The following is a 12540-nucleotide window of genomic DNA, read 5'->3' as shown; positions in this document are numbered from 1 at the left end:
CCAGATCGCGCATGCCGCTCAGCTACTGCCGTGGGATGTCCCTATTCGAACGCGCGTCGACAGCGGTCGATCATGTCCTCGGCACGGCGCTGGAAATCGGTCACCTCCACCCCGTCGAGTAGTTCGCCGAGGACGTCGAGCTCGGTGAGCCACCAGCCCATCTCTTCGATTCCGTCCTGACGGCGGGGGCACTGGTGGCTGAACCGCAAAACCGACCGGGAGTGCCCCTCGCCGGTGATGTCCCACCGCAGCACGCTCTCCCCGCAGGCGTACTCGAGCAGGCTGGGCGGCCGGACCCGGCACAGCATGCCCGGACCCCCGCACGCGGGATGCAGCAGGCGCAGCACCCGCCACACCTCGTCACAGTCGTGGTGCAAACGGCGCTCCAGATGCAGCCGGTAGCGCCCGTTCTCGTCGACAGTGACGATATCGGTCATCGGCGGACATCCTCCGGCGCCCCGACCTTCGGATCAACGTGGTCTTTCGCGACGCGTACCCCGGTACGCGGGCGCGCAACCGACACGTCCCCACCGCCCACGATGCGCTCGGAGTGTCGCTACATGGCACGAGCCGGTCATGGCGTGAGCAAATTCCCGCTGGTCAGGCCCGATGGTGTACCGAGGTGGGCGCTGGGTACGACTGCCAACACACCCCGAACGTGGGCACTCCGCTCACGTCAGGGATGAAACCCGCCGCCGAGACCGCGGGGCACGAGTTCGAACCACGCGCTCGCTCCGCCGCGCACATGCGGATCCGGGTAGCACAGGGCGAGGCCCTGCGCATCGAACGCAGTAAACCACTCCTGCCAGGAAATGTGCTCGAGCGCGCCAGTGCGGACCCCGGCAAAGTCGATATGCAGAGCGCCTACGGCGTCGGTGGTCGCCGCCGTTCGTGCCGGTGCGCCGTGGTGCGCCTGAATCCAACCGCGGATCTCGTCGTGATCGGTGGTGATGTGCCGGTGTGAGGTCATCGGATTGGTCCTGGTCGGGAGCAGCGGTGTGACGCTCGGCGGTCTCACGAGGGCCCTTCTCCGGTTCCCCTACCGGCTACTACGCGTGCCCTGCAGCTGTTTGAGGTGATCGTGCAAACCCATCTCGACGAGCAGGCACCCACTCGGCTCGGCTACGAGCGGTTCCTCATCGTCGGCGACCGCGCCGCCGCCTGCCTGCTGGACGACGAGAACGCGGCCCGCTTGCCGACCTATGCATACTGGCCGCCGGCTTCTACTACGGCGTCAAGTTCATCCGCGACAGGCCCAACTACCTGCTCGCACTGGAGTGGCTGGTGATCGGGGCGTCCGGCGCCAACGTAGTCCTGTTGGCCGCCACGGGAGTCTCGCACTCGAGCCTCAGCTATCACCTGATGGTGTTCTTCGACGCGTTCTCGCGTTCGTTCGGCATGACGCTGATCATCGTGCTCGGGATGTTGGCGGTGACCCACGGATACCGCCCTTCGTGGATGGTCGATGCCGGTGCGGTCGCAGCGGCGGTTGGGGTGGGAATGAACCGCGCACTCGATGTGCGTCCCGTCGAGCTGGGGTGGGCGATCTTCTACCTCGTACTCAATCTCGCTGTCGCCCTGTTCATGCTCGCAGTCGCTGCTCGCCTGTGGCGGATCGGCGAACGACGAATCGCGGTATGGGTGTTCGTGGCGACGGTACTCGGGGCGTTCGTGGCCGTGATCTACGACTTCTTCCCCATCCCCGGTGATGATGTGGATCACACGCTGTTCTACATCCTGGCGATGTCGGTTTGGACACTCATGCTCGTGACCTACTACCACGGCTACCGCGCGCTCGAGATTTCCGAGCGAGCCGCCGCCAGTGACAGGTTCAACGCACTCAGTCCACAGTGATCAGGCGCTGGACGAACTCACCAGTCGGCGTGCAGTAGTCCTCTCAGGTGGGACCAACTTGCACCAGGAACCGGGCGACGCAGCGGACCAGCCGGTGCACGTTGACGTCCGGTCCCCGAGGAACATGACCTGCTCGGATTCGACTATTACCCGGGTAGCGCGTGCTATGGGATACACGCTCTGACAGTCAAGACGAGCACAGTGACCTGCCAAATTCCGATGGCCCACCTTCGACAATAAGGTCGACGAAATCCTATGAATTCTCGCGAGTACAGCCGATGGCGCCACAGCCGCCGTGCCGCCTGGGACGAAGCCGACCGCAAACGCGCCCACCCTGACATCGAAGCAGAGCGCCTCATCGAATTCGCTTGCAAGTGGGCACCATACGGGGGCGCTAGCGCGGAGGAAATCCTCGTAACTTTCGGAATGACTAGACCGCGTTTCATCGAGCGATTGTGGCAAGTCATCCCCAAATCGAACTGCGCCCAAGACCAGATCCACAACTTGGCGCGCGTATACCCGCCACACCTCGGAATTCCCTACCCGGTCCTGAACCGTGGCCGGCAGCGCGGTCAACGGTTGGGCGGTCGCCAGTACAGCCCGGAAGGCTTCGGCCAGGGCACCGGCGCTGCGGTTCCGCTGGACGACTATGGATTCGGTTCCGACTACCGCTAGTCGCGTCCGACGAATCGGCCCCCGCTCCCGCTAGGGATCGGGGGTCGTTCGCGTCATCCAGCGTGTCGGTTCGGTCAGGTGAGCACAGCGGCGGGTGCGCCGCCCGGTGCGCCGGTGACGGCGTACACGGCGCCGTCGGCGTAGTCGGTGACGTACAGCGTTCCGCCGGTGTCCGGATCGGGATCGACGAGCAGGAATCGGTAGGGTCCGTACGTCCCGGAGGTCGAGCCGTCCGGGTCGGTGACGAAGGTCCCGAGGACGGCGTATGTCGAGGTGTCGATCACCGAGACGGTCCGGCCGTCCGCGCCGGAGACATACAGCAGATCGCCGTCCGCGCTGATCGCCACGTCTTGTGCTCCCTCGGGCAGCCGGACCGTCGCGAGCTGGGTCCCGTAGGTGGTGCTGGACGGGTCGACGTCGATCACCGTGACGACCTCGTATCCGCCCGTCACGCGCCAGGTCCGTCCTGTGCGGTCGACGATGAAATGTCCGTTGGAGTAGCCGCCGCTGGCGAGTTCCACCGTGCTGACGTGGTAGGTGGCATAGGCTCGGGTGCCGTCCGCGTTGACAGCGACACTGCTGGTGACATCGGTGAACTCGCTGCTCGAGCGGGTGAGGTCCCACACCGGCCCGACTCCCAGGGTACTGATCGCCGTCATGGATTCGGTGTCGATCACGGTAACGGACGCGCCGCTCGTGCCGTACAGGCGACGGTCCTCGCCGACGGCCATATCGGTGAAGTATCCGAGGGGCTGGGAGGTGATCACGTCGTTCGTGGCGGTGTCGACGACCGACACCGTGCCGTCCTCACCGCTGGCGTAGAGGCGCGTCCCGTCGGGGCTGACGGCCAACTCCTGCGCCAGGGAATAGCCCTGGAAGTCAGGGGAGATGGGCAGCCAGATCGTGTCGACGACGGTGCCGGTGCTCGTATCGATCACCGAGACAGTGCCGGAATAGGGGCTGTTGACATACACCCACGTGCGGGCGGCCGCGATGTTCGACGACGCCCAGTCGACCTCGATCGGCGCCCCGACGACCGTGTTGGTGTCGCGGTCGACGACCTGCACGAAGCCGTCCTCACTCACGACGTACAGCCGGTCGCCGACGATCACCGCGCCGGTCGGACCGCTTCCCACCGTGATGGCGGTCGACTCGACCTCGAGGACATCCGGAACCTGCGTCGGCGAGACCGAAACGGTGACAACGATGTTCGTCACTGAGTGGCCGTCGGCGAGGGCAATGGTGAACTGGTCGGCGTCCTCGCCCGGTGATTGCAGGGCGAGGTCGCGGGCGGCGGTGGTCGGGGTGTAGGTGAAAGTCGAGCCGTCGGAGAGGACCGATCCGGACCCGGGGGCGGTGTTCGTGAAGGTCACCGGGTCGCCATCGGGGTCTTTGGGGTCGACGAGGGTGACGACGACCGCGCCGTCGGACGCCCGAGGTGTGCCGGCCGTCCAGCTCGCTGTGGGCGCGGAGTTCACGTATGTGAGCGTCAGGGCACGTACCCGCCCGTCGCTCGCATCGGTGACGAGCATCCGGGAACCATCGGCACTCAGCGCGATGGAGTGGTCGCCGGACTCGGCGGGCGAGTCGATGGAGAGGGTGGACACGACGATGTTGGTGCGCGTGTCGATGACGGTGAGGGTGTCCGGATTGGAGACGACATAGGCTGCGCTTCCGTCGGGCGTGACGCGCACGGCCGTCGGCTGGGAACCGACGGCGACGGTGGCGACGACGGTATTGGTGGCGGTGTCGATCACCGAGACGGTGTTGTTGGCGCGGTTGGTGACGTACGCGCGAGTGCCGGCAGGGTTGACGGCCACGGCGTTGGGTGTGGTGCCGGTCTTGACGGTCGCGACGACCGTGTTGGTGGCGGTGTTGATCACCGAGACGGTGTTGCTGCTGCGGTTGGTGACGTACGCGCGAGTGCCGGCAGGGTTGACGGCCACGGCGTTGGGTGTGGTGCCGGTCTTGACGGTCGCGACGACCGTGTTGGTGGCGGTATCGATCACCGACACGTTGCCGCTGCCGCTGTTGGTGACGTACGCGCGAGTGCCGGCAGGGTTGACGGCCACGGCGCTGGGTGTGGTGCCGGTCTTGACGGTGGCAACGACCGTGTTGGTGGCGGTGTTGATCACCGACACGTTGCCGCTGCCGCTGTTGGTGACGTACACCCGGGTCCCGGAGGGGTTGGCTGCGACGCCGGTCGGCGAGGTGCCGACGGGCACCGAGCCGATGACGGCGTTGCCTGCGTCGAGTACGGAAATGCTCTTCGAACCCTGATTTGCCACATAGGTTCTGGTGCCTGCGAACGCCGCACCGGACGGGTTGGACCCGACAGTGGTGGACTGCGCGACCTGGATCCGTGCCGCAGACACCGGCACCTGCACGGTCACCGGGTTGCTGGACTGCCCGGAGGTCACGGTGACGGTGAACGAGTCGTAATCGGCGCTCGGGTTCAGCGCGGCCGCCTGGCGCGTTACCTGGGTTGGGGTGTAGGTGAAACCGCCGGTAGCGTCGACGGTGACCGTTCCGCGGCTCGGCGGTCCGGTGACCGTGTAACCGAGTTGGGTTCCAGGCGAATTGATCGAGCCGAGCACCGAACCGGTGCTGCGGTCGGGCACACCGACGATCGGCCCGGCAGTGGCTGCAGAGCTCGTGCCGGTGGATGCGGTGCTCGCGGCGGCGAACGATTCGATCGGCTCGCCGGTCGTGACGGGGGCGGCAGCCAGGGCTCGGCTCGCATCGGCGGTGATTACCTTTTCCTGTCGACGGCACCATGCCGCGGCCAACGCCCAGAACGTGGGCGACTCGATCGGTACGGTTGGGTCATTCGACAGGAACGGACGTAGCCCGAGGGCTCCGAGCACCTTCGACACGACGCTGGATGCGACGTCCACCGCCGGGGTGGGGAGAGACGGGGCCAATGCCTGCGTCCCGACGTGCGGTGCTTCGGCACGGGTGTCGGATACCCGGCGCGTCAGGGCTGTCGTGCCGTCGGTCGTGGTGATCGCGGGAGCCGTCGCCGTCGCCGGAACTGCGTCCGGAATCGCTGCCGGCGCGGCCGGGGCGGGTCCGCGCGCTGCCGGGTCCTCCGCCGTGGCGGCCGGGTCTGGTGCCGTGCGCGAGCTGCCCGTCGCCGGGGCGGTCGGGGGGTTCGGCGCAACGGCGCTTCCCGCAGATGCGCGGTCGTGACCCTGTGCCGGTGTCGAGGACGCGTACGAATCCGATGACTCGGTGACTGCTCCGGCCGGGGGCCGGTCGGCCGGTGCGATCGCGGCACCGGACTCGTTGATCGTGGCCTGTGCCGTGTTGGCAGAACTCGATCCGACCTGCTCGGACTCGTCTGCTGTCGTGCCGGAATCCGGAATGCCACCGCCGTTCGCCGTCGACGAGCTGTCGGGTGTCGTGGGGTCGGATGCCGTGGCGGTGTCGGGGGTCGTCGCGCCGGACCCGTTCGTGTCGTCGTTCGAGGTGGCGGACGTGGAGTCGGTGCCCGTGGTGGAGTGGGTATCGGTGCCGGAGGTGGATTGTGAATCCGTGCCGGAGGTGGATTGCGAATCCGTGGTCGAGTCGCCTGTCGTGGACGATCCGGATCTGCCGCTCGACGAGTCCGAGTCGGTGCGCGATGCGCCGGAGGACGTCCTGTCCGACGAGGTCCCGTCCGTGGATCGGTCCGTGGATCGGTCCGTGGAGCGCCGGTCGGACGATGTCTGGTCGGAGGAGTCAGGACTCGACGACGTGGACGAGTCGCCGACGGACGGTGCTGCCACCGCGATGCCGGCCGGGGCGACCGCAAGCCCTATGCCCACTGCCACCGCCAGCTCGCCGAGATGCTTGAGGTGCTTGTCGTTATTCATGGGTTACTCCTCGATGAGGACGCTCGAACTGCAGTCCGGACGCACCATCCGGGGCTGGGCTGGCTTATCGCCTCGAAGCGCTTCTCAAGTTTCATGGGACAGCAATGATCGTCACGCTCAGTCGCGGATCTGAACCGCGTAGTCGACTACGCGATTTTCTGGTTACTGCGGCGACGCGCGATCAGCGCAGTCTGGCGTGGTAGCGGTGGCCTTCGACTGTGCGGATGGAGACTCCGAGGCGTTCGGCGATCTCTTTGTTGGTGAAGCCCTGGGAGACGAGGGCGACAATTTCGCGCTGCCGTCTCGTGAGTGGGGTGGTTTCGCCGGCTTGGCGCAGTGCGGGGGTGTTGAGTCCGCGGTGGGTGCCTGCCAGCGTCCTGGCACGGTCGATGGCTGTCAGTGCGGAACCATGATGTTGCTGTTCGCGGAAGAGAGTTCCGGCTTGGGCGGAGGCATCGGTCGCTGCGACGATGTCACCGATTTCTTCGTACCGCCGTGAGGCCTCGGCAAGTTTTTCGCCGTCAACGCTGGTCAGACCGTTGGCATGCAGTGCAACGGCGTGGACCCGTGGCCCGTCGACGAGGTCGGTGAGCTCGTTCAGCCGGTGCGCTGTGGTGTGATCGCCGAATTGCGATGCGGCTTGCAGACACAGGAGTTCTTGGCCGAAGTGGCCGCGATCGGCCGCGATCGCGGCCGCCTTCCGGGCGAGGCGGATTGCCTCGGCGATCATCTGCTGGGCGGCCGCAGCCCATGCTTTGGCTAGGGTGCACGCTGATCGGAGGAAGCCGTAGGGATTCAGCGTGTCGAGATCGCGCACCAGCTCCGCTGCGCGTTTCCCGTCCCCGCGATGCGATAACGCGAGAATCAGGTAAACCCGGCAGCTGACGACAGCTGATCTGTCGTACGTGGTGGTACGGAATTCGCGATCCGCCCTGTTCAGAACCTCGAGCGCAGCGTTCAGATGGCCTTGGGAGAGGTCAACGTAGCTGTGGAGCAATGAGACGAACAAACCTATGGTTCCGGGAGTGTTCGCGGCATACTCGACAAACTGGGTCATGACTTGTTCCGCGGCCTGAAGGTACCCCGCGATGAACATTGCTTCGATGTGGAAGTAGACGATCCCATACTCCAGCGCGGACGCATCACTAGAGGTTGCGACTAAGGCGGAGGCCCGCTTGGTCAATGGAAAAACCTTGGCGGCATTTCCTGAGTAACCGTGGGCAATGACCAGGGCGCATGAGGTGAGCACGAATGCCATATCGCTCGGCGCAGTCTGAAAGACCACGTTTCCTGCGGCGATCGCGTGGTCGGGTCGGCGGCCTTGCACCGACTCGAGGAGTGCCTCGAATGCGGCTAGCTCGGACGATTCGTGGTTATAGGGCGCTACCTTGGCGATTGCCAGTTCTTGCCTCGCCCGTTCGGGATCGCCGAGGCTCCAGCAGAGGGTGCCGACTCGCATAACGGACAGTCGCCGTTGCTCCTCGAGCGTTAGCGCGTTCTGATCGAGCGCCTCGAGCAGGGCGAATGCATCCTGTGCCCGACCGACGTTATTGAGCACCCAGTAGTGCAGCATCGCGCCTTGAAAGCCGCTGTCAGATATATGTCCGGCGTCCGCGAAGCGAAGGGCGAGGGGAGCATCGTGGAGTCGTAGTGCGGTGGCGGTGGCGGCGAGGTAGAGCCCCAGGTCGGGCGGCAGGTCGGATTCGAGTCTCAGCAATGCGCGTCGCAACAAAGCTGCGGGTGTTGGATCAGCGCGGGTGGAAAGAGCGGTTGCGAGACGACCGCGCAGGCGGCGCAGTTGTAGGAGGTTGCCAGTGCTGCGACGGACTTCACCGTAGAGGGGGTGGCTGAGGCGGACGGCGATATCGCCGTTTTCGCTGGTCATGTCGATGAGGCCGCGGGAATGCACTTCCTTGACCGCGTGCGGACTGGTGAGGGCTTCCAACACCGTGCCGTCTATGGGTTCGCCAATCGCGAGGTAGTCGAGGACTTCTGCCGTGTCATCGGTCAGCGAACCAAGCTGGCCGGTAATGAGTTTGGCGAGGGTGGGTGAGACGACGGGTTCACCGCTCCACCGCCAGGTGCCGACGTCGCTCACGAGCCGTCCGGCGTCGCGTTCCTGGCAAACGAGATGCCGCAGGAACAGCACGTTGCCGCGGGTCAGGTTCCACAGTTCGGCCGCCGTTGCGGGGGCGACGGGCCCAGCGAGCGCTTGCGAAAGCAAGCGTTCAGTGTCGTTCTTGCGCAGGGGATCTAAATCGATCCGGTTGAGGAACCCGTCTTTCCAGAGGGTGGTGATGGTGTCGGGGGCCGGTTCTGTGCTGCGCAGGGTGAGCACGACCTTGGCAAGGCCGCGCTGCACGAGTTGTTGGATGACGACGACGGACAGGTCGTCGAGCAGGTGAACGTCGTCGACGGCCACGACTACGGGCTTGTCGCCAGCAGTGAGCGCCTTGATGACGGTATGGATGACCATCATCGGGTCGGCCTGCGAGATCGGTGCCCATTGAGCAAACGCTCCCAACGGAAGAGTTCGAGCCGAGGCCGTAGCGGTGACCCACCGGACGGCGTGCCGTTTGGCAAGTACGGCGACGGCGGCACTCGCCAACCGACTCTTGCCAACACCGGCACCGCCCGCCACAAGAACCCCAGAGCCATCACCAGAGCCTTCGATAGCCGCCCAGATGCGCCGCAGTTCCTCATCCCTGCCCGTAAGCGGCCAGACACCGTCCACGACGCAATCTTAGCTACTGCGTGAATAGGCGCGGGAAATCATCGATCCGTGACGCTTTGCGTTTTCCAGCGGTAGTTGGCGCGACGGAGCCACGTGGGCCCCCTGGCTTGTCAGAGATCGAGAACGAGGTCGGTTTCGGGTTGCGAGCAGCACAAGAGGGTCGTGCCCGGGATCGGGGGTTCCAGGGGGTCCGGTCGGTATCGGACGGTCCCGGAGAGGACCGGGGTCTGGCAGGTGTGGCACACGCCGGTGCGACACGACCAGCGGGTCGGAACGTCGCAGGCTTCGGCGAAATCGAGGACGGTGCTGTACTGGTCGCTCCATGGCACGGTGAGTCCGCTGCGGGTGAACGTGATGCGCGGCCCGGTGCCGACGGGTCCCGGGGGCTGGTGCGGCGGGGTGTGGGTGGAGTCGGTGAGTCCGGGGTTGATGGCCGGGAGTGCGCCGAACAACTCGGTGTGGATGCGGTCGGACTCCACACCGATGTGCAGGAGTACCTCGCGGAGCGCGGCCATGAACGCGGTGGGACCGCACAGGTAGGTGACCACGTTGGTGGGCAGGCCCAGTGCGGCCAAAGCTTCGCGGTTGATGCGGCCGGGGACGGCCGGCGGAACCAGGTTCGCCGTCGGCCCCTGGGCGGTGTAGTAGACGTGTTCGTGACCTCGGTCGACACTGGTCAGCAACCGGTGCGCTTCGGCCGCGAAAGCGTGTTCGGCGGCTGAATGGGCGGTGTGCAGCCACCAGATGTCGCGCTTGCTGTGGGCTGCGGCGAGTGCATGCAGCATCGCCAGAACGGGGGTCACCCCGACGCCGGCCGAGAGCAGGAGCACGGGCGTGGTGTCATCGTGGTCTTCGGTGAGAACGAAATCGCCACGCGGAGAAGCGACGTCGACGGTATCGCCGACACGTAACTGCGTGTGGAGATAGGTGCTGACGAGGCCCTGGGTCTCGCGTTTGACGCTGATGCGGTACTCGTTGTCCGACGGAGCGGCGGACAGCGAATAGTTGCGCACCGGTGGCGGGTCGGCGGCGCCGGCGACGCGGAGGGTGAGGTACTGGCCGGGTTTCGGCCGGGTCAGCGGGGCGTCGTCGTGTGGTGCCAGGTGGATCGACGCCACGGTTGTGCTCTCGGGAACAATCCGTGACACCCGCAGCGGTCGGAAGCCGGCCCAGCCGTCCGGTTGGGCGCCGACGGGCGGCTCTTCGGCGCGAGTCGGGTGCTCTGCGGTGTCGAGCAGATCGCGAAACGATCGCTGCCAGCCGGGGCTGAGCGCGGGGATGTCCACTGCGTTCCGGAGTTGGCCGATGTCCCGGTCGGGTAGGTAGAGCAGTGCGTCGATCGCGGCGACGCTCATGCGGTGTCGGCCGATCCGGGTGCGGATGATCTCGTCGCCTGCATGCACGTAACCTTCGGTGATGACCCGGAAGTAGAACCCGGGCCGGTGGTGGGCAACCAGCAGCGCAGGCATCTCGGGTTCACCCAGGCGCATTCCGACCCGATAACAAGTGACGCGTGGCTGAGTGACCTCGAACTCGGCGTCACCGATCCGATAGCGGTCACCGATGTGCACCTCGTCGTCGGGTAGGCCGTCGACGGTGAAGTTCTCACCGAACTGGCCGTATTCGAGATCGTCGCGACCGAGATGACGCCGCCAGAAGTCGTAGGACTGACATTGGTAGACGAGCACGGCACGAATTTCTCCGCCGTGACCGCCGAGATCGCCTTGACCGTCGCCGTCGATGTTGAGCGTGCGGACCATGCGGGGACCGTCGACGGGGTACTTGAAGATGCCGGTGTGGACGGTCCGGCCTTGCCAGGGCACGTCTTTCGGCATACCGACGTTGAGTGACTGCAGGCGTGCCACTGTGGTTGCCCCTTACTGTTTCGCGCGGAACAGGTAGCCGGAGGTGTCCATCGTTCGTGCCCCGGCCATCGCGATGAGCAGCTTCGTCATGTCGCAGAACATCCTATATCCGACCGTGATCTGCGCCACTCCCGGCCGACGGTCATGAAACAGCGTTCCGATCGATATCCGCGGCCGCGGAAGGACGTCGGGTCTGAGCGAATCGGTGGATCGGTGTGCGCTGAGGAACGAGCACGGTCAGGATGGCACCGACGACGGCCGGTGCTGCGAAAGCCGCCAGTTGCCAGTTGGTTCCGGTCCCGATCGCGACGAGGACGCCACCGTAGGTGGGGCCGACGATCGCCCCGATCCGGCCCACACCCAAGGCCATACCCAGTCCTGTGGCACGGTTCGATGCGGGGTAGTGACTGCCGATGAACGTATTGAGAAGGATCTGGGTGCCGGTCGTGCCGACTCCGGCGAGCAACACCAACAAGTAGACGACGACCAACGGCGGAGTGGTGGTAACGAGCAGTAGTGCGATCGCGGCGCACAGAAAGAATGCTGCAGTGACGGGTTTGATCCCGTACCGGTCCGCGAGCACGGCGCCGCCGAGGGCACCCAGGGCGCCTCCGATGTTCAGGGTCAGGAGAAAAGACAGGGACGCGCCCAGAGGGTATCCGGCCGATTTCATCAGCGCGGGTAGCCAGGTCGCCACGCCGAACAACACCAGCAAACAGAGCAGCGTCATGCACCAGAACAACAGGGTCGTGAGAGTGCGGTCGATACCGAAGAGTGCGTGTAGGCCACGGTCCCGGCTGGGCGGGGTGGAAGTAGGGCCGGCGGTGCGTTCGACGCCATACCGGTCGGCAATCGCAGCCGCGGCGGCATGTTCTCCACGGAAAGCGAGGTAGGCGGGTGATTCCGGGAGGAACGCGAGCATCAGGGGCAAGAACATCAGCGCCGGCACCATGCCGGCGAGAAACATCGACCGGAAGCCGTGGGTGGGCACCAACCACAGGGAAAGCACTCCGGCGAGTATGCCGCCGATGCAGGTGCCGACGAACCCCATGGCCAGCGACCGGGCCCGGGCGCGGGGTTCGGCGAATTCGATCAGTGTGGCGGCGGCTGTGGGCATGAGGACACCGGCGCCGAGTCCAACGGCGAAGCGCCCCGCCCCGAACACCTCGGGGGTGGGTGCGATCGCGCACGCACCCATGGCTGTGGAGAACGTGATGACGGCGGCGAGGAGGGTGCGGCGGCGTCCCCACCGATCGGCAACCGCCGCGGCGAGGAGGGCACCGACCAGCATGCCGATGCCGGTGAGCGAGCCCAGCATCCCGACGTCTGTGGCGTCGAGGTCCCAGGGGGCGTAGGTGAGCAGTGACGGAACCACTGTTCCGTACATGAGGAGGTCATAGCCCTCGAGGACGAGGGCCATCAGGCAGAGCCCGACAACGGGGGCTGCGGGTGAGATACGGGCACGCATCGGTTTCTCCGCTCGGAGGGTAAGCCCAGACCGACGACCGCGGTGACCTGCGGAAGAAGTCAGGTCACTGCGGCGCGAGGTCCGGCG

Annotated in this window: 8 protein-coding genes; 2 read left to right on the top strand and 6 right to left on the bottom strand. The window is 65.9% G+C overall.

Translation table 11 applies throughout. From position 1 onward, the window contains the following. Positions 1-41: 41 nt before the first annotated feature. On the bottom strand, positions 42-437 hold the full coding sequence (locus tag WKC72_RS21240) for a hypothetical protein (protein WP_370178962.1): 396 nt from the start codon (positions 435-437) through the stop codon (positions 42-44). Between the two features lie 239 nt (positions 438-676). Beyond that, entirely contained in the window at positions 677-970 is a 294-nt protein-coding gene (locus tag WKC72_RS21235) for a hypothetical protein (RefSeq protein WP_037231836.1), read from the bottom strand. 314 nt (positions 971-1284) lie between these two features. Here WKC72_RS21235 and WKC72_RS21230 point away from each other — a divergent pair, with 314 nt between their 5' ends. Beyond that, on the top strand, positions 1285-1854 hold the full coding sequence (locus tag WKC72_RS21230) for a hypothetical protein (protein ID WP_245973237.1): 570 nt from the start codon (positions 1285-1287) through the stop codon (positions 1852-1854). Positions 1855-2280: 426 nt separating this feature from the next. Beyond that, positions 2281-2529 (top strand): hypothetical protein, encoded by a 249-nt coding sequence (locus WKC72_RS21225; protein WP_322789928.1) that lies wholly within the window; start codon positions 2281-2283, stop codon positions 2527-2529. 74 nt (positions 2530-2603) lie between these two features. Here the strand turns inward: WKC72_RS21225 and WKC72_RS21220 are convergent, their stop codons facing one another. The 4 genes from WKC72_RS21220 to WKC72_RS21205 form a co-directional block, all read right to left on the bottom strand. After that, positions 2604-6386 (bottom strand): hypothetical protein, encoded by a 3783-nt coding sequence (locus WKC72_RS21220; RefSeq protein WP_370178959.1) that lies wholly within the window; start codon positions 6384-6386, stop codon positions 2604-2606. A gap of 181 nt (positions 6387-6567) precedes the next feature. After that, positions 6568-9120 (bottom strand): LuxR C-terminal-related transcriptional regulator, encoded by a 2553-nt coding sequence (locus tag WKC72_RS21215; protein WP_370178957.1) that lies wholly within the window; start codon positions 9118-9120, stop codon positions 6568-6570. A 110-nt stretch (positions 9121-9230) separates the two neighbouring features. Further along, positions 9231-10985 carry an MOSC domain-containing protein gene (locus tag WKC72_RS21210; protein WP_370178955.1) on the bottom strand — a complete coding sequence of 585 codons (1755 nt, stop codon included), beginning with the start codon at positions 10983-10985 and terminating at the stop codon, positions 9231-9233. A 142-nt stretch (positions 10986-11127) separates the two neighbouring features. Then, the gene (locus tag WKC72_RS21205) at positions 11128-12453 is read right to left on the bottom strand and encodes an MFS transporter (RefSeq protein ID WP_370178953.1); all 1326 of its coding nucleotides are present in this window, start codon (positions 12451-12453) and stop codon (positions 11128-11130) included. Positions 12454-12540 lie beyond the last annotated feature (87 nt).

The organism is Rhodococcus wratislaviensis, from assembly GCF_041228765.1.
Classification (GTDB): Bacteria; Actinomycetota; Actinomycetes; order Mycobacteriales; family Mycobacteriaceae; genus Rhodococcus_F; species Rhodococcus_F wratislaviensis.
Note: the sequence above shows the minus strand (reverse complement) of the source record. Positions and strands in the feature narration are given on the sequence as shown.